Origin of the sequence: Spiroplasma endosymbiont of Colias croceus (assembly GCF_964020095.1) — a bacterium.
GTDB lineage: Bacteria > Bacillota_I > Bacilli_A > Mycoplasmatales > VBWQ01 > Spiroplasma_E.
This window is the reverse complement of the sequence record NZ_OZ026536.1, coordinates 600642-623550: the sequence shown is the minus strand read 5'-3', so window position 1 is coordinate 623550 and position 22909 is coordinate 600642. Positions and strand designations below refer to the sequence as shown.

The window sequence follows — 22909 nt, the reverse complement described above, 5'->3', positions numbered from 1 at the left end:
AAAGCCTATCTACGGACTTCTCCCCACATTTTTAATTCAAACATAGCATTACAGTTTCAAAACTAGGTATGTTATTGAATTTATATGCAGCTTCTTTTGAATATAAATGAATATGATGTTTTACAACTTTGATATGTGTTTTAAATGTTCTTCGTATATGTTTTCATACTGACTCAATTTGGTTGGTATTTACACCAGTTTTTGAAACATAGCCATCTTGATGATTAACTGTTTCATGCTTAGTGAAAACCAATTTCAAATCGCGATATCCTTTTCAAGAATCAGTATGTACATCACACTTTGAAGAAATGTGGTTTATTGCAAACTGCAAAAGATTTTTAATGTTTGCGTTTTTCAATACTTTCACAATCAGATTGTTGGTTGTTTTTTCATAGATACCAACAATCAAGGTTTTGTTCAACAAGGATCTTCCTTGTTTTTTAAAACCCATATGTGAAAGATACATTTCATCCATTTGCACTATGCCCTCAAAAATAAATTGAGGTTCTTGTTTAGCAATGGCACTTCGGATTTTATGACCCATTCTTCAAGCTGTTTTCAAGGTCACTGCCAATTCTTTTGCAACATCAGTTGATGGAATTCCATGTTTGGTGTTTATTCATCTAAAGATGAGATAAAACCAATATATTAAAGGTGTTTGTGACTTTGAAAATATAGTGCCCGTGAGAATACTGAATGTTTGATGACATTTCAAACATCTCATTTTTCTTAAATTTGAAGTATTCAAATTAAAACTAGAACACCTAATACATTTGCTTTGTTTCAAACTTGCTATATATGCAAGACATTGTTTTTCAGTTTGAAAAGTATTATTAAACTCATTCAATTTCATTGTTTCCTCCACAAGTACATGTGGGGAGAAGTCCGATTTTGATTTAAATCAGTAGTTGAAAAATCACGATTTAATAAATTATCATATCTTAAACTTCCTGATTTAGTTTTATAATCAAATTTCTTTATGCGAACCTTAGCTTTTAAACCCATATTTCTCATATATCTATATACAACATGAAATTTTAATTTTAAATTATAAATTTTGTTAATTCATAAAGTTATCATTTTATAACCATAAATTTCTTTAAATTCATAAAAAATATTTTTAATTATATTAGCTAAAAATTTATCTCATTTATTAAATTCATTCATTCCGTTTTTAATTCATTTGTAATATCCTGATTTTGAAACCTTTAAAAATCAACATAAATAACTAATCTGATATTTTTTCTTCAAGGAGAAAATCAGAAAATATTTCTTCTTTTTTGTCGATTTTTCTAAATACTTTTTTATATCGTTCATTACCTCAATATATTGAATTAATTCTTGTTTTGTCATTTCATTAAAATTTAAAGATTTGGGTCGACCTGTTCTTTTGGTTTTTTTAGCACGAATTCCATTGGCATATTCTAAACCTTCTTCACCTAATAATTTGTATGCTTTAATTCATTCTTTTATTGATGATCGGCCAATACCATATTCTAATGCAGTTTTATCAATCGTTTTAATTTTACTTATTTTTATTATTTTTAACTTTTCTTCTTTTGATAGTCATTTAGCCATAAAAAAAATTAACACCTTCCTTAAAGTATTTTTAACACAAAGGTTACAATTCTGTGTCTACTTTATTCTAGATGTTCAATTTCAATTTTCGTTAAATAGTGTCCAATAAAGTGGAACCCATCCAATAATTTTTAATCATATATACCTATTATTTTTAAAATATATAATCATTTTAACTTATTTTCAAAAAGATTTTAAACAGGTTCTAACTAAAATTTGATATTGGACTAGTACTTTGTTCAGATAATCTATTTTCCTTGTTATTATTTCAACAACTAATAGTACCTATAGAAGAAACATTTGTATTTATAGTAGTTTTACTAAAACTACTAAAATTTGATATTGGACTAGTACTTTGTTCAGATAATCTATTTTCCTTGTTATTAGGTTCTTTTTGTAATATTTTTTCTATTGAAAAGGAAAAAAATGAATTAGTGTTATTATCATTTTTTTTAATTTTTTTATTTTCATGTCAAAGATCATGATTTTCAAGTTCTAAATCATCACAAATTTTGTTATATTGAGTTATTTCTTTTTCAGAATTTGAATCTAGTGTAGAAAAAATATTATTAACTTTAATTTTTATCAAATTGTCTTCTAAAAAATATTTTTTATTATCATTTTTTTTAAGTTTTTTATTTTCATGTCAAAGATCATGATTTTCAAGTTCTAAATCATCACAAATTTTTCTTATACGAGTTATTTCTTTTTCAGAATTTGAATTTTCTTTTTTTAATTGATTGATTTTTCTTTTTAATTCATTGATTTTTTTCTTTTGGTCATCGTAATTTTTATAATTTGGTAAATACGAAAAATTCTGATAATTAAATTCATTTTGATAACTTGGTAAATACGAAAAATTCTGATAATTAAATTCATTTTGATAACTTGGTAAATACGAAAAATTATGATAATTAAATTCATTTTGATAACTTGCTAAATTATTAATTATATTTAAAGATGTTTGATTATCTATTAAATTTTTATTTTTTTCAAATGAAGATAAATTCGAAATATATTGATAATGTTGATTTTCAAAATTTAATTTTATTTCAATCAGATTTGATATTTTATTATCTGGTTCAAAGATTTCACCATTTCTATTAATTTTACAATTTAAAAGATTGGTCATTGCTTCGATTTCAATTGATCCGCCTCAAGTACCATTTTTTCTCATTTTTTCTAAAATTATTTTTATTTGATTTTCTTCCTTAATTTCTTTTTTACCTTCTTTATTAAAAAATTTATTAGCAATTTCACTATCTAACAAAGCGGATCTAAAATTAGCTTTATTATTCGGACGTTTTGTATTTAAATTTGTTTCAATATAATCACAAATACGATCACGAAAAATTTTAACTAATTTTTCATTTTCTTTATCAGAAAAATTAAAATCATCAAAATTAAAAATTCGTTCTCAACCTATTTCACTACCAAAAAGTGATGTATATCTATTTTTAAATTCTTCTTGATTAATTTTAACTTGTTCTAAATATGAAACCATTACTGCTCAAAATAAACAGTTTCCATCTTTTGGTACATTTATTAAAATATTAATATTTGCCATTTTAGTTAACAACTCTTTCTTTTTTAAATTAATTAATATTATTTTTAAGTTTACATTAAACTGAATGATTTTAATTTTGATTTTACTTTTTCTTTAAATTCTTTATTAATTTCAGTTAGATTTAAAAGTGAATCGGTTGCTGATAAACAATTAGTAGTGCTTTTTATACCTGCTGTTATTTGTCCTATAATTGGAATACAAGAAGTTGTTGTTGCAATTACAGTAGTAATGTCAGAAATAATTTTTTTCTTTTTGGGTTTTTCTTGGATTTTTTTAACTTGATTTTTCAAATTTTCTACATTGATTTCAATCATTAATTTTTCTAAAAATTCCTCTTGGATTTTTTTATGAGTTTCAGATTTTTCAGATTTTTTTATAATAGACTTCTCTTTTTCTATAAAAAAATCTAATTTATTTAATTTATTATTGAGATAATTTACATTTTTTATTGATAAAAAATTAAATTCATTTTTTAAATTAAAACTGAATTTAATAAATTGGGCATATTTTTTTTAGTACTTTTTGATTTTGTTTTTTTATATGTTTTTTTTGATATTCATTTAGTAAAATACTATATGAACTATCATTCAATTTTAATAACTTATCAAATCTTTTTGAAAAGACGATGATTTCTTCTTTTGATAATTTAAATAAATTAAAATTTTCTTTAATTTTTATTTTTTTCATATTTTATTCTCCTTAAATTGAAATGTATATTATTATTTAAAGTTAATTTTACATGTTTTTTTTATGATTTCATCACATTCTTGTTTTTTGATATCATGATTATTTAATTTTATATGATTTCTGCAATAAGTTCTTCATATGCTTGTTTTTGACGTCAATAATAAGGATTTTCTCAAATTGAACATAATTTATTTTCAACCGCTTTGAATATTTCTGATTCTTTAAGTTTTGTATTTAGCATTTTTGTTTCTAATTTAAAATCAAAAATAAGTTTTTTAATTTCTTCTAAATAAAAATAGGCTTTTCTCTTTTTATGTACTATTTTAAATTTTATCACATAAATGCTGAGAAAAGCCTATCTACGGACTTCTCCCCACATTTTTAAATCAAACATAGCATTACAGTTTCAAAACTAGTTATGTTATTGAATTTATATGCAGCTTCTTTTGAATATAAATGAATATGATGTTTTGCAACTTTGATATGTGTTTTAAATGTTCTTCCTATATGTTTTCATACTGACTCAATTTGGTTGGTATTTACACCAGTTTTTGAAACATAGACATCTTGATGGTTAACTGTTTCATGCTTAGTGAAAACCAATTTCAAATCGCGATATCCTTTTCAAGAATCAGTATGTACATCACACTTTGAAGAAATGTGGTTTATTGCAAACTGCAAAAGATTTTTAATGTTTGCGTTTTTCAATACTTTCACAATCAGATTGTTGGTTGTTTTTTCATAGATACCAACAATCAAGGTTTTGTTCAACAAGGATCTTCCTTGTTTTTTAAAACCCATATGTGAAAGATACATTTCATCCATTTGCACTATGCCCTCAACAATGAATTGAGGTTCTTGTTTAACAATGACACTTCGGATTTTATGACCCATTCTTCAAGCTGTTTTCAAGGTCACTCCCAATTCTTTTGCAACATCAGTTGATGGAATTCCATGTTTGGTGTTTATTCATCTAAAGATGAGATAAAACCAAGATATTAAAGGTGTTTGTCACTTTGAAAATATAGTGCCCGTGAGAATACTGAATGTTTGATGACATTTCAAACATCTCATTTTTCTTAAATTTGAAATATTCAAATTAAAACTAGAACACCTAATACATTTGCTTTGTTTCAAACTTGCTATATATGCAAGACATTGTTTTTCAGTTTGAAAAGTATTATTAAACTCATTCAATTTCATTGTTTCCTCCACAAGTACATGTGGGGAGAAGTCCGTTAATTAAATTAAGAAAAGAATTAAAACAGTTACTAATGGAAAATGATATTTTAAAGCAAGCAGCACTAATAATAGGCAGAAAGTAGAGATTATTGTAAATAATAAATCTAAATATAAAATTAGTACAATGTGTCGTTTTTTAAAACTTTCTAAATCAACATATTATTTTAATTTAAAGAAAAAAGAAAATAAAATTCAAAATAATATTTATGATAAAGCTGTTATTAGTGCTTTTAAAGAAAATAAAGAAGTTTATGGTACTAGAAGATTAAAAGTTATAATATCAAACCAAGAAATTTATTTATCACGCAGAAAAATTAAAGAAATTATGAATAAACATAATTTAATATCAAAATACACTAAATTAAGATACAAAAATCATCATAATAAAGTCAATGATAGTCAAATAACTAATCTTGTTAATAGAAACTTTAGTAATAAAGCTAAAAATGAAGCTATTGTTAGTGATTTAACTTATGTGCAAGTTAATGGCAAATGAAACTATATTTGCTTATTAATCGACCTATTTAACCGCGAAATTATCGGACATAGTGTAGGTACTAAAAAGATGCATCATTAGTATATTAAGCATTTATGCAATCAAATCGCTGTTTAAAAAATATGCAAATATTTCATAGCGATCGCGGTAATGAATTTAATAATAAAATTATTGATAAACTTTTACTAGCATTCAACATTAACCGCTCTTTAATCAAAAAAGCCTGTCGTTATGATAAAGCTGTTGATGAAGCAACTTTTAAAACTTTTAAGACTGAATTTATTAATGATAAAAATTTTACATCATTAATCCAATTAAAATTAGAGTTATTCGATTACATCAACTGATACAACAACATAAGAATTCACAGCACTTTAAACTACTTAACTCCAGTTAATTATCAAAAGCAAATGTCTACCAAAAAATATTCCTAAAAAGTGTTGCCATTCCACACGCTATATCTTTACCATCAACTTTTTGCATAAAACCACCATCCAAATTAAGATGCCTTTATTTGCTTATATTTGTTGTTTTTAGTGAGGTTTAAGAATATGAATACAAAACCATTCATATTCTTAAATTCAACGCTTTTTAATTATTCAAACACTATATTATTATACATTGTTACATGTTGTTTACAAATTCTGTTTTTCTTTAAAAATTTTTACTACAAAATCTTTTTCAATTTCTATAATTTCACTTAATGAAAAAGATTTATTAAATTTTTCACCTAAATTTTTAATATAAAATTTTCATTCTTTATTGTCAATTTTTAATCAAATTGTTTCACTAATCATTTCTTTTCATTTTCAAGTTTGAAAGACTAGCGTAGAATTTTGTTCAAGAAAATAAACATTACATTTATCACTTAAATTATTCTTCTTTAATCAATTTTGATACTTTGATAGAAGTTCTTGTTCTTTATTTGTTAATTGCATAATTTTATTCTCCTAATCTTTTCATGAACTTTGATTAGAATTATTATTACTATTTTTTTGTTCATTTAAAATTTGTAAAATCATATCTAATTTTTGATTTATGTTATTATCAAAGCTAATCAATTTTTTTAAAGGGCTTTTCTCCCTTTATGTACTATTTTAAATTTTATCACATAAATGCTGAGAAAAGCCATAATTAAACCATTATTATTAAATGATGAACAGGTAAAAAAGATTTTAAATAATATTGATAGTGATTAATGAATGTAGTAATTATTAATTATTTCACAATTTTGAATGGCATCTCAAAAATTATTATTTTTATTTTTTATTTTAAAAATAAAAATAATAATTATGAATAAAATTGTCATATATAGTAACATTGGGCTTATTATTAAACATAAAATAACTCCAGTTTGTAATTGTACTCAAGCTTGATAATTTTCTGCGTGATGTGTTGCATTGCAAATGTAAGTTGTAGAATGAAATAATATAAAACTTAAACCAAAGTGTTTTAATACAGAAAATCCACTAGAGTACTTTGAGTGTTTATGATGTTTATAATAAATAAAATGATGAAAATCACTAAATCAAATTAAATATAAACCTATAATTGCAATTAAAATTATAAATGCAAACAATATTGCAGTTATCAATTTTAATATTTTAATTTTTTTCATTTTTTGTTACCTCGTAAGTTTAAAAAATTTTACTTATTTTTTAACAAATTTTGTATATTTTACAATATTTTTATTAAAAAAATCAAAAATTTTTAGTATTTATGTATAATGAAAATACTTACCTATAGAGGGGTTATGGAGAAAAAATAAGTTGTATACACTTCTTAAAAAAAGTTATCTAAGTGAGTTTTAACAAATTTTCTTAGATAACTTTTTTATTTTTTAATTTCATTTTCATATCTTTTTTTTATCTTCTAAAGTTAAATTTTGATATTTAACTTTTCTTTTTACTTCTAATAAATAATCACAGTTTTTAGTAATAATTATCATATTTTTTATTATTTATGTAAAATTCAACAGAAATATATTTTAGACATATTCCGTAATTAAATTTTTTAAAAGTCAATTAATAATTTTAAAAAATTTAATTACGGAATATGTCTTTTAACTAATTCAAAAGGTGGAGTTGGAAAAACTACATTAACTTTAAATTTAATTAATGTTTTATCTCAATTAGATAAAAAAATTATTGTTTTTGATATTGATCCGCAAGCCAATTTAAGTAGAGCATTATTATCAAATTATACTAGTAAAAAAAATATAGAATTATGATTTAAAAACTCTGATGAAAAAGAATTATTAAATTCAATTGAAAAAACAAATTTGACAAATGTTTATATAATTCCAGCATATAGTAATATTGTTTTAGAAACTAATAATAGTGTAACTGCAAAAAGTATGAGCGAGTTAATTTTAAAAAACAATTTAATAAAAATGAAAAAACAATGAAAAGATAAAATAGATTACATTTTTTTTGATTCATTTCCATCAATGAATAAAATTTTATTAAGCGTTTTACTTGCTAGTGATGAAATAATAATTCCGATTGAACCACACAAATTTAGTTACGAAGGTTTTAAAACTATTTCTGAACCATATGAAAGTGCTATTAAAACGTTAAATGAAGTTGGATTAAATATAAAAAATAATATGAATTATTTTTTAATTAATAAAGTTCAAAGGAATAAAACTCATGAAGCTGTAATTGATATTTTAAGAGATACGGATATCGGAAATAAAATGCTTAATACAATGATACCTTTATCAAAGGTAAAACAAAGAGAAACTATGTTAATGAAATTTTCATCAATTACCCAAAAAAATCCTATTGGAATTTTAATTAAAAGACATATTCCGTAATTAAATTTTTTAAAAGTCAATTAATAATTTTAAAATTTATTTTATAATTTTGTTATTAACAATAAATTTAGAAAAGTGTTGATAAAAATGATTTTTGAAAATTTAAAAAAATTAAAAAATGAAGAATTTTATAGATATTTTGGTATAAAACGTTTTCATTTTAATGAAATGTTAGAAAAATTAATTGAAATAGAAAAATTAGAAAAAAATAAAGGTCGAAAAAATAAACTTTCAGTAGAAGAAAGATTAATGATGACTTTATTATACTGAAAAGAATATTATACTTTTTTTCAAATGAGTATTAAATCTAAAATGAGCCCATCAAGTTGTTTTCGAAATATTACTTGAGTAGAAAATAAACTTAGTAACCACAAAGATTACCAATTTTTAAAAGAAAGATATAAATTAAAAATTGATAAAAAACAAGAAAATTCAAATGAATTTCAATTTTATTTAATTGATTCAACTGAGATTGAAATTGAAAGACCAACTAAAAAAAACTACAGTTAGAATATTTTTCTGGTAAAAGTTGAATGTATTCTATAAAATTTCAAATTGTATATGATTTTTTTAATAAAAAAATTGTTGATATTTTTGCTGATAATGGTAAAGTGCATGATTTTCAAATATTAAAAAATTCAAATCTTGAATTTTCAGAAAAAACAATAATTATTGGTGATTTAGGATATCAAGGTATACAAAATATTTATAAAAATACAATAATACCAATTAAAAGAACTAAAAATAAAAAATTAACTAAACAAGAAAGAAAATACAATAAGATTGTATCTAAAATTAGAATTAAAGTTGAACATGTCTTTGCTTGATTGAAAAGATTCAAAATTTTAGTAAATAAATGTAGAAAATCTAAATTTAGACTTATGTACTTAAGATTTAACTTACTTTGTGAAATTTTTAATAAAATAAAACCATTAAAATAAAAAAAATATTAAAAATATTTTTTTAAAATTTAAATTTTTATCGAGTTAATATAAAAATATTATTAACAATTTTTTGTTTAAAATGTAAACTCATTTTTTAAACTATTTTTTCAAAAAATATTTATTTCTATATTCAATAACACTAAATAGTTTTAAAACAATTTTATTGACAATTAATTAAATTTAATTACGGAATATGTCCAAAGAATTAATAGAAAAAGAAGTTTTATAATTATGAAAAAAAGTAGTAGTAACGATTTTAAAAATATGTTAAAGCAATCAATTATTAGTATTGATCAAAAAGATAAAAATAATGAAGATAATTATTATCAACTTAATGAAATGATATTAAATGAAGATATGTTTCCACTCAAAGAAAAAATACCAAAAAAAACTGAATTATCTAAATCATTAACTTCTATCAAACAATTTAATATAAATAATAATGAAAATATTAAATCTTTAAAAGCAAAAATTGCTAAACCTAAAAAAGAAAGAAAAGTTTATACAACCATTTATATTAAATCTTCAATAAATGATAAGATGCAAGCTTTAGCGGAACAATTTAATATTTCTAAAGGAGAATTATTGGAAAATATTTTTATTGAATTTACAAAATAGTATTTCTTTTCGTTATAGAAGTTTTTATAACGATTTCTTAACTATTGACGTTAAAAAACAAGTATATGAAGAACTTATTGCAGAAATTATATAACAAAATTAGTTAATAAAAAAGAACCTAATGGTTCTAAATTTGCACTAGGTTTGGTTACCCAGCAGGATATTTCTACCCCTCAAGTATATAGGGGCTTTGCCCCTAGTTGCTTCGCAACTCACCCCAGTGGCGTAAACGCCACGGCCAACCAACCAAGGTTCTGGTTGGCTTCGACCAATAATATAGGTTTACTCTATTTTAACATCTTTCTTATTTTTCTTAGAATATTTATTTCTATAATAACAAGTACGGCATACAGTATTTTCAGTTTCTTTCTTTTCAGTCTGTAATATATTATCCAACTTATCTAATCCTACTGCTCTAATATCATCAACAGTAAAATCTAATGCTTGTGATTGTTCATAGTCTTTAACAGTACTTAATTCACTCTTTAAAGAATGAATATAATTTAAAGCACGACTATTATATCTTTGTAAATAAGACCTAGGAAATCATAAACTAAAAGTCATAGTTTCACCACTATAACTAAGTGGTAATCCACCACGTTTAATTATTCGCTTTGTTTGTCTTTTAGACAATACAACTTTATTATAATCATCAACATTAGTATAAATATTTAGGACATATTCCGTAATTAAATTTAATTAATTGTCAATAAAATTGTTTTAAAACTATTTAGTGTTATTGAATATAGAAATAAATATTTTTTGAAAAAATAGTTTAAAAAATGAGTTTACATTTTAAACAAAAAATTGTTAATAATATTTTTATATTAACTCGATAAAAATTTAAATTTTAAAAAAATATTTTTAATATTTTTTTTATTTTAATGGTTTTATTTTATTAAAAATTTCACAAAGTAAGTTAAATCTTAAGTACATAAGTCTAAATTTAGATTTTCTACATTTATTTACTAAAATTTTGAATCTTTTCAATCAAGCAAAGACATGTTCAACTTTAATTCTAATTTTAGATACAATCTTATTGTATTTTCTTTCTTGTTTAGTTAATTTTTTATTTTTAGTTCTTTTAATTGGTATTATTGTATTTTTATAAATATTTTGTATACCTTGATATCCTAAATCACCAATAATTATTGTTTTTTCTGAAAATTCAAGATTTGAATTTTTTAATATTTGAAAATCATGCACTTTACCATTATCAGCAAAAATATCAACAATTTTTTTATTAAAAAAATCATATACAATTTGAAATTTTATAGAATACATTCAACTTTTACCAGAAAAATATTCTAACTGTAGTTTTTTTTAGTTGGTCTTTCAATTTCAATCTCAGTTGAATCAATTAAATAAAATTGAAATTCATTTGAATTTTCTTGTTTTTTATCAATTTTTAATTTATATCTTTCTTTTAAAAATTGGTAATCTTTGTGGTTACTAAGTTTATTTTCTACTCAAGTAATATTTCGAAAACAACTTGATGGGCTCATTTTAGATTTAATACTCATTTGAAAAAAAGTATAATATTCTTTTCAGTATAATAAAGTCATCATTAATCTTTCTTCTACTGAAAGTTTATTTTTTCGACCTTTATTTTTTTCTAATTTTTCTATTTCAATTAATTTTTCTAACATTTCATTAAAATGAAAACGTTTTATACCAAAATATCTATAAAATTCTTCATTTTTTAATTTTTTTAAATTTTAAAAAATCATTTTTATCAACACTTTTCTAAATTTATTGTTAATAACAAAATTATAAAATAAATTTTAAAATTATTAATTGACTTTTAAAAAATTTAATTACGGAATATGTCTTTAGTTTAAACTTAACTAAAAATAACAAAATACGCATTCTTTTAACTTGCACAATATATTCCACTTTTTCACGTGCTTGTTTTGGTATTCTATCGGGGTGTTGTTCAATCATATACATAATTCCATTAAAATTATGACCTATTAATTTACAAAACATTCCTAAACTTTCTTGTGTTTCTTTAAATTCGGACGACAAATCATTACTATTAATTTTCAAACCTAACTCATCTAAAATAACCATATCACACTCTTTAAAAGCATAATTACTATTTAATTGATTAAATTTAAAAACATCATCATAAGAACAACGATAACTATAATCATTACGAACTTTAATAGGAATAGGACTTACTACCCTACCCTTATGTTTTTGTGCTAAACAACAAGCAAGAGCAGATTTACCAGTACGTGGTGGTGCTGAAATAATATAACTACCTACACGTTGTAATATCTTTATATTTTTTCTAGTTATTAAAAATGGATAAAATATTATTAATAATATAACTCCTAAAAGTAAATAACCATATCAAGGCATTATTTCAACTCCTAACCAACTAAAAATCCTACTGCTTTTAAAAATACTCATAAAGTTAAAACTTGTTCTAAACCACTAGTAAAATCAACATTTAAAACAGAACTAATAGTATCATCAAAAATACGTCTCAATAATCCATCAAGTTTAGTAAAAAATTCTCTTAATGGTTCCACCGGTAAAACTTTACCAACAACTCCATAAAGTACTCATCTAAAAGCATTACGTAAATGACCAAAAACATCATATCAACTAACTCGCTCATACTCAGGGTTAAAAGGACTATTTGGTGGTACTGGCGTAACTTTCTCGCTTGAAAAAATATTAATTTGACCAAAATTTAATTGTGGTGAAAAAGTTGGTCTAGTTGATTCACCATGAACATCAAAAAATACTGTTAAATGTCTTAAATTTGGAACACGAATAGGCATAGTAACAAAATTATATAAATCTTGCTGATAAATATCATTATCAACTTTACCTTTAAAAAACATATTTTGTATCACCAACATTATCTAAAAAACTAAAAACAAAATTAGCAGTAAAAGTTTTAAAATATTCATATTCAAAATAAAACATAAAACCTTGAATATAAAAACTTAAAGGTTTATCAATTTCAAAATTTAACTGTGTTTGAAAATTTATAATTCTTTTACCAGTATTAACAAAATTTAAATTATTAGTATTATTCTTTGCAACATAATTATGATTAAACATAATACGTGAAAATTCATCTAATTGTTTTCTATTAAAAGTATAAACACCAGTTCCCATATCTATCATTTGTGATGGAACACCAACTGTATCACTATAATAATAACATGTATATAAACCTTCATTATTTCCTATAAATTCACCACTTACTAATTTTAAATCCGGTTGGTCAACATCAAAATAAGCAGAATTTCATGGAATTGTTGCTCAATCATCAAAATCATGATATTTAACATGTTTAACCATTTCTTTTGTAATATCATAATTAACAACATTAGGGTCATTTGAAGCAATTAAACTAGTCGGTGCTTGAACAGAAGTATTTACAACAAAAAATAATTTAGCAAACTTAAATCACATAATTATTTACCAAATAAACATTTTAAAATTCACCATGAACCATAAAACAAAACAAATCCAATAAAAAACTGAGTTCCATAAACTACTAAATTTCATAAAATAGTAGTAAAATCATCAACTGGATTACCTATAAACATAGTTCAATAATCAACGATACATTGATGTATTTTATTGTAAATTTCTAAAACACTCATACTTAACACCTACCCAAACAATGACCTAAAAACAAATTTAATACTACGATAAATAAAATTAAAAAATACACCTAATACCAATCAAAAAGTCAAATTAAACAAAATATAAACTTCATCAGTAATATTAGTTTGATTTAAAAATATACCAATATCATTACTAGAAAATATAAAAATAAAATGCAATATACTAACAACAAAACTAGACATAACTATTCACCATATTTAAGTCTTACGTAATTAGCACGTCGTTCCATTCTTTCTTTAACTTCTTTTTGTTCCAATTTTCTTAAATGATGTTTGGCAATACTTGTACCAACAACATTATTTACATTACTAGCAAAACGACCAATAGTTTTAACATTACGTCCTAATGCTAATGTTGGTAACATCAACTCAGGTAAAATAACCCTAAATGCAAATCTAAGCAAAATCAAAAATATCATCAACGTACCCAAATTAAAACCTAAATCACCAAGTGGAAAACTAAAAAACTTCATAAAAATTGAAGCAAATAATTGCATAACAGTTGTAATAAAAGGTATAAACATAATTTCACATCCTAATGTCTTGTAAATCTAAATAATCCTAAAATTAAATAAAATACAAAACTAACATTTATTAAAGCAAGAATAGGCAAAGGTAAAGTGTATAAACTATCATAAAAGAACGACTTAATAAAAAGTGTCACAGTATGTAACCCAGCAAAAGAACTTAAATACTGCATATAAATAGTTTGTACCAAAGTATTAACAACTGGTAAAAGTCTACCCAATAAAGGTAAAACAAAAACCAAACTAAAAAATAACTTTACCATTTGCTTACTCCTTTCTAATTACTAATGAGTTCCATGGATAATATGACCAACAAACTGCTTAATAAATACAAGAACCATAAATACAATTGAAATTAACACCGGTCAATTTGTAAGTGTTCCACCGTCGCCAGTTGTAAATACTCAACCAAAAATATAAGTAAAAGCATTTAATAATTGTTGTCCTACACCACCAATCATATTTAATAATGCTGATAATCCAGCGGGCATATTAATCACCCCCTTTCTCTAATTCTTTTTGTTGTTTTTCCATTTCTAATTTACGTTTCTTCTTTTCAAAATCTTTACGACAAAAAGTACAATCAGGGTCATTTTCTGGATGGGTTACAATTTATTGGACACTAATTACGTAGACAAGTAAACAAATTTGTTAAAAGAAAGGAACTATAATTATGGCCAATATTAACTCATATACCGATGAATTTAAAAAACAAATAGTAGCTTTATATCAAAGTGGCAAATCAGTATCTTGCCTTGCTAAAGAATATAATGTTACAAGAGCAGCTACTTACAATTGAATTAAGCAATTTAGTAATTCAGGAAGTTTTAAAACTAAAGATAATCGTTCTTTTGAAGAAAATGAATTAATTAAATTAAGAAAAGAATTAAAGCAATTACGAATGGAAAATGATATTTTAAAGCAAGCAGCACTAATAATAGGCAGAAAATAGAAATTATTGTCAAAAATAAAGCTAAATATAAAATTCGCACAATGTGTCGTTTTTTAAAAATATCTAAATCAACATATTATTTTAATTTAAAGAAAAAAGAAAATAAAATCAAAAATAATATTTATGATGAAGCTGTTATTAGTGCTTTTAAAGAAAATAAAGAAGTTTATGGTACTAGAAGATTAAAAAAAATTCTAGAAAACCAAGAAATTTATTTATCGCGCAGAAAAATTAAAAAAATTATGAATGAACATAATTTAATATCAAAATATACTAAATTATCATTCAAAAATCATAATAACAAAGTTAACGATAGTCAAATAACTAATCTTGTTAATAGAAAATTTAAGAATAGGATTAAAAATGAAGTTATTGTTAGTGATTTAACTTATGTACAAGTTAATGGTAGGTGAAACTATATTTGCCTATTAATAGACCTATTTAACCGCGAAATTATCGGACATAGTGTTGGAGTTAAAAAAGATGCATCATTAGTACATCAAGCATTTATGCAATCAAATCGCTGTTTAAAAGATATTCAAATATTTCATAGTGATCGCGGTAATGAATTTAACAATAAAATTATTGATAAACTTTTACTAGCATTCAACATTAACCGTTCTTTAAGTAAAAAAGGTTGTCCTTATGATAATGCTGTTGCTGAAGCAACTTTTAAAACTTTTAAAACCGAATTTATTAATGATAAAAATTTTACATCATTAATCCAATTAAAATTAGAATTATTTGATTACATCAATTGATATAACAATATAAGAATTCACAGCACTTTAAACTACTTAACTCCAGTTAAATATTAACAACAAATGTTTACCAAAAAATAGTCCTAAAAAGTGTTGCCATTCCAATTATGAGGCTTTTATGTAATCTGTGTATCTTTGTTTTACAAAGTACTAGTTTAGATTAATTCTATCTTCAAATTTTATCATAAAATGAGCAATTGCTGTATTTCAATTTTGAATGGGCATTGTTCATTTTTTTGTTATATTTTCAATTGCTAAATAAAATATTTTAAAAACTGCCATATCATTAGGAAAAACTTTTTTATTTCTGATAACTTTTCGTAATTGACTATTTACAGATTCAATAGCATTTGTTGTATAAATAACTCTTTTGATTTCTGTAGGATAACTAATAAAAACCATTAAATTATCTCAATTTTTATATCAAGATTTAGCAATTTGAGGATATTGTTTATTTCACTTATTTTCAAAGGATTCTAAAGCCTGCATTGCTTGTTCTTCACTACATGCAGTATAAATTGGTTTTAAATCTGCAACTAGAGATTTTCTATGCTTATATGAGACATATTTCAAACTATTTCTAATTTGATGAACTATGCATAATTGATGTTCTGTTTTAAGATAAACTGATTGTATTGCTTCTGACATGCCTGTTAAATTATCACTGCAGGCAATAAGAATATCATTTAAGCCACGATTTTTCATTTCTGTGAAATTTGCTAATCAAAATTTAGCACCTTCATTTTCACTAATTCATAAACCTAAAACATCTTTTTTACCTTCTAAATCAACTCCTAAAGCTATATAAACTGATTTATTAATAATCCTTTTATCTTGTCGTACTTTCACTACTATGCAATCAAAATAAACAATCGGATAGACACTTTCTAATGGTCGATTTTGCCATGCTTTTACATCATCAATAACATCATCAGTAATTTGACTAATAACACTTTCACTAATATCAGCACCATGATATAACTCTTGTAATTGCATTCTAATATCTGATAATGTCATACCTTTTGCATATAAAGAAAGAACTTGTTGATCAAAACCATCAAATCTTCTTTGTCTTTTTGCAACTATTATAGGATTAAAATTACTATTGCGATCTCGTGGTACATCAATCTCAATTTTACCTTGTTGAGTTATTATTTTTTTTGAACTTATACCATTACGAGCATTGTCACTATTACTATGTTGATTCTTTTCATATCCCAAATAATTTTGCATCTCAGAATTCAACATTTTTTCTACTAATCTTTTTGTTAATTCTTTATACAATCCTCCCTCTTTAAAAACTGTTGTTAAATCTTCAGTATTTTCTAATAATAAATCTACTGCTTTTGATATTGGATCATTATTATTAATATTTTGCTTTTTAGCCATCTGTAACTCACTCTTTCTAGTCATTTAATTATATTTACTAGAATTAATTAAACATAGTTATTTTTGTAAGTTACACAGATTACTAAACATTACTCCAATTATTAGTATTAGTTGTTACTTTCATTTTTTTAAATTCATTTTTATTGACTAGACATTTATAAATGCCATTAGTTTTTAAAGCATAAATATTATCTTTTGCGTCAAATTTTAAACTTATTATTAATCCATTTATGCCTTTCATTTTTATGAATGTATTTTTATCATTACTATATTTATAAATACCATCATTAGTTATTGAATATATTTCACCTTTATTATTTTTATATAAATCAGAAAAAATAAAATCATTATTGCTTTGATGAACATTATTTTTTTTAAAACAATCATTTTGTAATGTGATTGTGCTTAAGTTAAAATTATTAATACAATTTTCAATAGTTATTGTAAATGCTAAGATAGTTAATATTGTTAATATTTTTTTCATTAAAAATCTCCTTTTTGTTTTTTTCTATAACTTTTATAATAATATGTTATTTTATATTTTAAAAACGTAAAAAAGAAAATGCAATAAAAGTATCTAAAAACTAAAAAAAATAGTTTAATAGTAATTTTTGAATCTTGAAAATTATAAAAAAATATGTAATTAAAAATTTTATTATTTATATTAGTTTTTTAATAATTGATTAGCGAAATATTTGGTCAATAACTCCACCACCAAGACAAATATCACCATCATAAAAAACAGCGGTTTGACCGGGCGTAATAGCGCGTATCTTTTCTGAAAATTCAACCTTAATTTCATCATTATTAATAAAATTAATAATAACAGCAATATCAGATTGACGATAGCGAAATTTTGCATTACATTTTAAAGAGTTTTTTAATGTACTATTATTAATTCAATTCAATGATTTAACAGTACAACTGCTATTCATTAGTCATTTATTTTCATTATCATTAGCAACATAAAGGATATTATTAGTAACATCTTTTTCAACAACAAAATATGGAACTTTCATTCCTGAAAGATTAATACCTTTTCTTTGACCAAGTGTATAGTAGTAAACACCATTGTGATTACCAATAGTAGTTTTGGTATTAATATCAACAATTTTGCCAGGATTAGCTGGTAAATAATTTGTTAAAAATGTTTGAAAATTACGATTACCAATAAAACATATGCCAGTAGAATCTTTTTTTGTTGCTGTTGGTAAATTATATTTTTTTGCTAATTCCCTAACTTCAGTTTTAGTTTTATTACCTAAAGGAAATAAACTATATTTTAATTGTTTTTGTGTTAATTGACATAAAAAATAACTTTGATCTTTATTATCATCAATTCCTTTTAATAACTGATATTGTTTAGTAATTGGATTGTAGTTAATTCGTGCATAGTGCCCCATTGCAATATAATCTGCTTTTAAATTTTTTTGTGCATATTTTAAAAAAGCATCGAATTTAATATATTTGTTACATAGAATATCGGGATTAGGAGTACGACTTTTTTTAAATTCTTCAAGAAAATAAGTAAAAACATTATCTCAATATTCCTTAACAAAATCAATTCTTTCTAATTTAATATTTAATTTTTGGCAAACAGCTAAAGCATCAAGATAATCTTGTTCTTGTGGACAAATATCTTGATTATTGTTACCTTGTAAATCATTATTTAAAAGTGAATCTCAATTACGCATAAAAAGACCAATAACTTCATGGCCTTCTGCTTGTAAAAGTGCTGCTGTTACTGATGAATCAACACCACCACTCATACCAACAACAATGCGTTTTTTTTCTGTCATTTTTTACTCCTTAATACTTTTCATAAATGCTTAATAATTGTAACAAATATATAATAAATACCCAAATAAATATTTTTAAATTATTGAATTTATATATTAGACTTCTTGCAAAACCTATCTATTAAAAATTTAATTTTTAAAATAAAATTAAAAATAAAAAAGATAGGTAATCTATGATGTTTGATAAATTAAAAACTATTAAGGACATATTCCGTAATTAAATTTAATTAATTGTCAATAAAATTGTTTTAAAACTATTTAGTGTTATTGAATATAGAAATAAATATTTTTTGAAAAAATAGTTTAAAAAATGAGTTTACATTTTAAACAAAAAATTGTTAATAATATTTTTATATTAACTCGATAAAAATTTAAATTTTAAAAAAATATTTTTAATATTTTTTTTATTTTAATGGTTTTATTTTATTAAAAATTTCACAAAGTAAGTTAAATCTTAAGTACATAAGTCTAAATTTAGATTTTCTACATTTATTTACTAAAATTTTGAATCTTTTCAATCAAGCAAAGACATGTTCAACTTTAATTCTAATTTTAGATACAATCTTATTGTATTTTCTTTCTTGTTTAGTTAATTTTTTATTTTTAGTTCTTTTAATTGGTATTATTGTATTTTTATAAATATTTTGTATACCTTGATATCCTAAATCACCAATAATTATTGTTTTTTCTGAAAATTCAAGATTTGAATTTTTTAATATTTGAAAATCATGCACTTTACCATTATCAGCAAAAATATCAACAATTTTTTTATTAAAAAAATCATATACAATTTGAAATTTTATAGAATACATTCAACTTTTACCAGAAAAATATTCTAACTGTAGTTTTTTTTAGTTGGTCTTTCAATTTCAATCTCAGTTGAATCAATTAAATAAAATTGAAATTCATTTGAATTTTCTTGTTTTTTATCAATTTTTAATTTATATCTTTCTTTTAAAAATTGGTAATCTTTGTGGTTACTAAGTTTATTTTCTACTCAAGTAATATTTCGAAAACAACTTGATGGGCTCATTTTAGATTTAATACTCATTTGAAAAAAAGTATAATATTCTTTTCAGTATAATAAAGTCATCATTAATCTTTCTTCTACTGAAAGTTTATTTTTTCGACCTTTATTTTTTTCTAATTTTTCTATTTCAATTAATTTTTCTAACATTTCATTAAAATGAAAACGTTTTATACCAAAATATCTATAAAATTCTTCATTTTTTAATTTTTTTAAATTTTCAAAAATCATTTTTATCAACACTTTTCTAAATTTATTGTTAATAACAAAATTATAAAATAAATTTTAAAATTATTAATTGACTTTTAAAAAATTTAATTAATTGTCAATAAAATTGTTTTAAAACTATTTAGTGTTATTGAATATAGAAATAAATATTTTTTGAAAAAATAGTTTAAAAAATGAGTTTACATTTTAAACAAAAAATTGTTAATAATATTTTTATATTAACTCGATAAAAATTTAAATTTTAAAAAAATATTTTTAATATTTTTTTTATTTTAATGGTTTTATTTTATTAAAAATTTCACAAAGTAAGTTAAATCTTAAGTACATAAGTCTAAATTTAGATTTTCTACATTTATTTACTAAAATTTTGAATCTTTTCAATCAAGCAAAGACATGTTCAACTTTAATTCTAATTTTAGATACAATCTTATTGTATTTTCTTTCTTGTTTAGTTAATTTTTTATTTTTAGTTCTTTTAATTGGTATTATTGTATTTTTATAAATATTTTGTATACCTTGATATCCTAAATCACCAATAATTATTGTTTTTTCTGAAAATTCAAGATTTGAATTTTTTAATATTTGAAAATCATGCACTTTACCATTATCAGCAAAAATATCAACAATTTTTTTATTAAAAAAATCATATACAATTTGAAATTTTATAGAATACATTCAACTTTTACCAGAAAAATATTCTAACTGTAGTTTTTTTTAGTTGGTCTTTCAATTTCAATCTCAGTTGAATCAATTAAATAAAATTGAAATTCATTTGAATTTTCTTGTTTTTTATCAATTTTTAATTTATATCTTTCTTTTAAAAATTGGTAATCTTTGTGGTTACTAAGTTTATTTTCTACTCAAGTAATATTTCGAAAACAACTTGATGGGCTCATTTTAGATTTAATAATCATTTGAAAAAAAGTATAATATTCTTTTCAGTATAATAAAGTCATCATTAATCTTTCTTCTACTGAAAGTTTATTTTTTCGACCTTTATTTTTTTCTAATTTTTCTATTTCAATTAATTTTTCTAACATTTCATTAAAATGAAAACGTTTTATACCAAAATATCTATAAAATTCTTCATTTTTTAATTTTTTTAAATTTTCAAAAATCATTTTTATCAACACTTTTCTAAATTTATTGTTAATAACAAAATTATAAAATAAATTTTAAAATTATTAATTGACTTTTAAAAAATTTAATTACGGAATATGTCTATTATTTTCTTTTAAAAAATCTAATAATTTATAATATTCACCATTAACAAATAATTCATATGCATTAGTTAATTTTTTATTATCTACTTTTCTATTAATAATAAATCCTTTTTTAAGTGCTTTAAATGCATGATGTCTATCAATTACATAAGGAATATTTTCTTTTTTAGCAGTAGTTTTAATTCAAGGTGCACCATCACCAATAAATATTAAACTACTTTTACTATAAATATATTGTAAATCAAGAAATTCATAAATTTTATCAATTAATTCTTGTCTTTTAATTCTTTGACCATTTTTAGTTTTCATATAAGTAATTTTTTTATCTTTTAAAACATTTCTACTTTTAGTTGATTTATCTAAATCTTTACCTTTATTTGCACTAATAGTACGAATACCATTTTTTTGTTTTTTGTTATTAAATAATGAAGAAATAAAACAATCATCCATATTTATAAATAATTTTTCATTTGGTAATACTACTTTTTTCTCTTTTATTTTTTCAACTTCAATTATTGCATTTTTCATTACATTAGTCATATATGTTTTAGAAAAATTACTATTTTTTAGGCCTAATAAAAAATTGGTATATTTTATAAAAATGACATGAGAGATAAAACTCTCATTTAATTTCTTATTAAATCTAACTATTAATGAAATACGCCCCTAACAATGTTATTAATCGTGCAAAAGTACCAATTTTTTTACAACTAGACCACTGTCTTGATCCACACTTTATTAAAACTAAAATTACATCTGATTTTAGTTCAGTTATGTTAAATTACAGCAACTATCCAATTAAAGAAAATATTGAAAAAACTAAAGATATTGTTCATTTTGCTGCTCCTTTGGGTATTGTTGTTGAATCAGAGATTTTTTACAATAATACAAAAGGAGATATTACTAATGATATTAATTTAATTGAACAAGCAATATTATTTAGAAATAAAACTAATATTAATGGTCTTGTATTTACTGCTATCAATAGTCATCATCAAGATAATAGACAAGATTTAAAAATTTCTCTAATTAAAGAAATTGCTATTAAAATGCCTGAAATTTTTTTAGTATTACATGATAATGTTACTATTAATAATGAACAATTAGCTCTAGTAATTAAAGCTGGTATTACTAAAGTTAATATTAGCAGTGATTTAAGAAAGATTTATGTTGAAAGTCTAAAAAAAAGTTTGCAAACTAATTCTAATTTATCTAATATTAATACCTTAATAGAAAATGCAATGATAGCTATTCAGAAATTTGTTGAAGAAAAAATAATTCTCTTAGGAGCAAATAATCGATATAAATTTTAGTTTTTATACTTATAGATTTTATTTCAAAATAAAAAGTGAACAATATTGTTCACTTAAAATAGTTACTATTTTATTTTTTTAAAA

At 22.3% G+C, this 22909-nt stretch carries 33 protein-coding genes; 8 read left to right on the top strand and 25 right to left on the bottom strand.

All coding sequences use genetic code 4. From position 1 onward, the window contains the following. Nucleotides 1-31: 31 nt before the first annotated feature. From AACL24_RS03930 to AACL24_RS03900, 7 genes are all read right to left on the bottom strand, one after another. On the bottom strand, nucleotides 32-853 hold the full coding sequence (locus AACL24_RS03930) for an IS1595 family transposase (protein ID WP_339048801.1): 822 nt from the start codon (nucleotides 851-853) through the stop codon (nucleotides 32-34). Further along, nucleotides 793-1578, bottom strand: coding sequence for an IS3 family transposase (locus AACL24_RS03925; RefSeq protein WP_339048799.1), 786 nt, complete (start codon nucleotides 1576-1578; stop codon nucleotides 793-795). The genes AACL24_RS03930 and AACL24_RS03925 overlap by 61 nt, the downstream gene beginning before the upstream one ends. Before the next feature lie 205 nt (nucleotides 1579-1783). Then, entirely contained in the window at nucleotides 1784-3145 is a 1362-nt protein-coding gene (locus AACL24_RS03920; protein WP_339048797.1) for an OTU domain-containing protein, read from the bottom strand. A gap of 50 nt (nucleotides 3146-3195) precedes the next feature. Continuing rightward, the gene (locus AACL24_RS03915; RefSeq protein ID WP_339048795.1) at nucleotides 3196-3459 is read right to left on the bottom strand and encodes a hypothetical protein; all 264 of its coding nucleotides are present in this window, start codon (nucleotides 3457-3459) and stop codon (nucleotides 3196-3198) included. Between the two features lie 175 nt (nucleotides 3460-3634). Further along, nucleotides 3635-3832 (bottom strand): hypothetical protein, encoded by a 198-nt coding sequence (locus tag AACL24_RS03910; protein WP_339048793.1) that lies wholly within the window; start codon nucleotides 3830-3832, stop codon nucleotides 3635-3637. A 109-nt stretch (nucleotides 3833-3941) separates the two neighbouring features. Next, entirely contained in the window at nucleotides 3942-4169 is a 228-nt protein-coding gene (locus AACL24_RS03905; RefSeq protein WP_339048788.1) for a hypothetical protein, read from the bottom strand. A gap of 44 nt (nucleotides 4170-4213) precedes the next feature. Then, nucleotides 4214-5035 (bottom strand): IS1595 family transposase, encoded by an 822-nt coding sequence (locus AACL24_RS03900; RefSeq protein WP_339048786.1) that lies wholly within the window; start codon nucleotides 5033-5035, stop codon nucleotides 4214-4216. Between the two features lie 163 nt (nucleotides 5036-5198). Here AACL24_RS03900 and AACL24_RS03895 point away from each other — a divergent pair, with 163 nt between their 5' ends. Together AACL24_RS03895 and AACL24_RS03890 are read left to right on the top strand one after the other, a co-directional pair. Further along, nucleotides 5199-5651, top strand: a complete 453-nt coding sequence (locus tag AACL24_RS03895) for an IS3 family transposase (RefSeq protein ID WP_339048784.1) — start codon at nucleotides 5199-5201, stop codon at nucleotides 5649-5651. Nucleotides 5652-5665: 14 nt separating this feature from the next. Then, complete coding sequence (locus tag AACL24_RS03890) at nucleotides 5666-6004, top strand: IS3 family transposase (protein WP_339048782.1); 339 nt, start codon at nucleotides 5666-5668, stop codon at nucleotides 6002-6004. Nucleotides 6005-6205: 201 nt separating this feature from the next. Here AACL24_RS03890 and AACL24_RS03885 read toward each other — a convergent pair whose 3' ends face one another. Continuing rightward, on the bottom strand, nucleotides 6206-6508 hold the full coding sequence (locus AACL24_RS03885) for a hypothetical protein (protein ID WP_339048780.1): 303 nt from the start codon (nucleotides 6506-6508) through the stop codon (nucleotides 6206-6208). 1085 nt (nucleotides 6509-7593) lie between these two features. Between AACL24_RS03885 and AACL24_RS03880 the strand changes: the two genes are divergently transcribed. The 4 genes from AACL24_RS03880 to AACL24_RS03865 all read left to right on the top strand — a co-directional run bounded on the left by AACL24_RS03880 (nucleotide 7594) and on the right by AACL24_RS03865 (nucleotide 9950). After that, nucleotides 7594-8388 carry a ParA family protein gene (locus tag AACL24_RS03880; RefSeq protein ID WP_339049382.1) on the top strand — a complete coding sequence of 265 codons (795 nt, stop codon included), beginning with the start codon at nucleotides 7594-7596 and terminating at the stop codon, nucleotides 8386-8388. Between the two features lie 87 nt (nucleotides 8389-8475). After that, entirely contained in the window at nucleotides 8476-8898 is a 423-nt protein-coding gene (locus tag AACL24_RS03875) for a transposase family protein (RefSeq protein ID WP_339045912.1), read from the top strand. 23 nt (nucleotides 8899-8921) lie between these two features. Next, on the top strand, nucleotides 8922-9329 hold the full coding sequence (locus AACL24_RS03870) for a transposase family protein (protein ID WP_339045908.1): 408 nt from the start codon (nucleotides 8922-8924) through the stop codon (nucleotides 9327-9329). Between the two features lie 234 nt (nucleotides 9330-9563). Further along, nucleotides 9564-9950 (top strand): hypothetical protein, encoded by a 387-nt coding sequence (locus AACL24_RS03865; protein WP_339048778.1) that lies wholly within the window; start codon nucleotides 9564-9566, stop codon nucleotides 9948-9950. A 282-nt stretch (nucleotides 9951-10232) separates the two neighbouring features. Here AACL24_RS03865 and AACL24_RS03860 read toward each other — a convergent pair whose 3' ends face one another. The 9 genes from AACL24_RS03860 to AACL24_RS03820 form a co-directional block, all read right to left on the bottom strand. Beyond that, on the bottom strand, nucleotides 10233-10583 hold the full coding sequence (locus AACL24_RS03860; protein WP_339048776.1) for a hypothetical protein: 351 nt from the start codon (nucleotides 10581-10583) through the stop codon (nucleotides 10233-10235). Between the two features lie 243 nt (nucleotides 10584-10826). Beyond that, on the bottom strand, nucleotides 10827-11234 hold the full coding sequence (locus tag AACL24_RS03855) for a transposase family protein (protein ID WP_339045908.1): 408 nt from the start codon (nucleotides 11232-11234) through the stop codon (nucleotides 10827-10829). 23 nt (nucleotides 11235-11257) lie between these two features. Further along, nucleotides 11258-11599: a transposase family protein gene (locus AACL24_RS03850; protein WP_339046214.1), complete on the bottom strand. Its 342-nt coding sequence runs from the start codon at nucleotides 11597-11599 to the stop codon at nucleotides 11258-11260. Nucleotides 11600-11720: 121 nt separating this feature from the next. Continuing rightward, the gene (locus AACL24_RS03845; RefSeq protein WP_339048774.1) at nucleotides 11721-12317 is read right to left on the bottom strand and encodes a hypothetical protein; all 597 of its coding nucleotides are present in this window, start codon (nucleotides 12315-12317) and stop codon (nucleotides 11721-11723) included. An 11-nt stretch (nucleotides 12318-12328) separates the two neighbouring features. Then, entirely contained in the window at nucleotides 12329-12808 is a 480-nt protein-coding gene (locus AACL24_RS03840; protein ID WP_339048772.1) for a hypothetical protein, read from the bottom strand. Further along, on the bottom strand, nucleotides 12798-13388 hold the full coding sequence (locus tag AACL24_RS03835) for a hypothetical protein (protein ID WP_339048770.1): 591 nt from the start codon (nucleotides 13386-13388) through the stop codon (nucleotides 12798-12800). The genes AACL24_RS03840 and AACL24_RS03835 overlap by 11 nt, the downstream gene beginning before the upstream one ends. A gap of 2 nt (nucleotides 13389-13390) precedes the next feature. Next, nucleotides 13391-13582 (bottom strand): hypothetical protein, encoded by a 192-nt coding sequence (locus tag AACL24_RS03830; protein WP_174479934.1) that lies wholly within the window; start codon nucleotides 13580-13582, stop codon nucleotides 13391-13393. A gap of 209 nt (nucleotides 13583-13791) precedes the next feature. Beyond that, entirely contained in the window at nucleotides 13792-13974 is a 183-nt protein-coding gene (locus AACL24_RS03825; RefSeq protein ID WP_339048767.1) for a hypothetical protein, read from the bottom strand. A gap of 443 nt (nucleotides 13975-14417) precedes the next feature. Then, nucleotides 14418-14633 carry a hypothetical protein gene (locus AACL24_RS03820; protein ID WP_339048765.1) on the bottom strand — a complete coding sequence of 72 codons (216 nt, stop codon included), beginning with the start codon at nucleotides 14631-14633 and terminating at the stop codon, nucleotides 14418-14420. Between the two features lie 173 nt (nucleotides 14634-14806). Here AACL24_RS03820 and AACL24_RS03815 point away from each other — a divergent pair. Continuing rightward, nucleotides 14807-15903, top strand: a protein-coding gene (locus AACL24_RS03815) for an IS3 family transposase (protein WP_422398063.1) whose coding sequence is annotated in 2 segments (ribosomal slippage) — nucleotides 14807-15050 and nucleotides 15050-15903 — 1098 coding nt in all. Because the reading frame shifts where the segments join, the coding sequence is not laid out codon by codon here. Nucleotides 15904-15996: 93 nt separating this feature from the next. Here the strand turns inward: AACL24_RS03815 and AACL24_RS03810 are convergent. From AACL24_RS03810 to AACL24_RS03775, 8 genes are all read right to left on the bottom strand, one after another. Continuing rightward, nucleotides 15997-17235 (bottom strand): IS256 family transposase, encoded by a 1239-nt coding sequence (locus tag AACL24_RS03810; protein ID WP_339045948.1) that lies wholly within the window; start codon nucleotides 17233-17235, stop codon nucleotides 15997-15999. An 82-nt stretch (nucleotides 17236-17317) separates the two neighbouring features. Continuing rightward, nucleotides 17318-17719, bottom strand: coding sequence for a hypothetical protein (locus tag AACL24_RS03805; RefSeq protein ID WP_339048761.1), 402 nt, complete (start codon nucleotides 17717-17719; stop codon nucleotides 17318-17320). A gap of 199 nt (nucleotides 17720-17918) precedes the next feature. Next, nucleotides 17919-19034 (bottom strand): tRNA 2-thiouridine(34) synthase MnmA, encoded by a 1116-nt coding sequence (mnmA, locus tag AACL24_RS03800; RefSeq protein ID WP_338987243.1) that lies wholly within the window; start codon nucleotides 19032-19034, stop codon nucleotides 17919-17921. Between the two features lie 404 nt (nucleotides 19035-19438). After that, entirely contained in the window at nucleotides 19439-19846 is a 408-nt protein-coding gene (locus AACL24_RS03795) for a transposase family protein (protein ID WP_339045908.1), read from the bottom strand. A gap of 23 nt (nucleotides 19847-19869) precedes the next feature. Beyond that, nucleotides 19870-20292, bottom strand: coding sequence for a transposase family protein (locus AACL24_RS03790; RefSeq protein WP_339045912.1), 423 nt, complete (start codon nucleotides 20290-20292; stop codon nucleotides 19870-19872). Between the two features lie 264 nt (nucleotides 20293-20556). Then, a complete protein-coding gene (locus tag AACL24_RS03785) occupies nucleotides 20557-20964 on the bottom strand; it encodes a transposase family protein (protein ID WP_339045908.1) in 408 nt (135 codons plus the stop codon). Between the two features lie 23 nt (nucleotides 20965-20987). Continuing rightward, nucleotides 20988-21410 carry a transposase family protein gene (locus AACL24_RS03780; RefSeq protein WP_339048759.1) on the bottom strand — a complete coding sequence of 141 codons (423 nt, stop codon included), beginning with the start codon at nucleotides 21408-21410 and terminating at the stop codon, nucleotides 20988-20990. Between the two features lie 87 nt (nucleotides 21411-21497). Next, nucleotides 21498-22052 carry a UPF0236 family transposase-like protein gene (locus tag AACL24_RS03775; RefSeq protein ID WP_339048757.1) on the bottom strand — a complete coding sequence of 185 codons (555 nt, stop codon included), beginning with the start codon at nucleotides 22050-22052 and terminating at the stop codon, nucleotides 21498-21500. 113 nt (nucleotides 22053-22165) lie between these two features. Here AACL24_RS03775 and AACL24_RS03770 point away from each other — a divergent pair, with 113 nt between their 5' ends. Then, nucleotides 22166-22825, top strand: coding sequence for a class II fructose-bisphosphate aldolase (locus AACL24_RS03770; RefSeq protein WP_339048755.1), 660 nt, complete (start codon nucleotides 22166-22168; stop codon nucleotides 22823-22825). Nucleotides 22826-22909 lie beyond the last annotated feature (84 nt).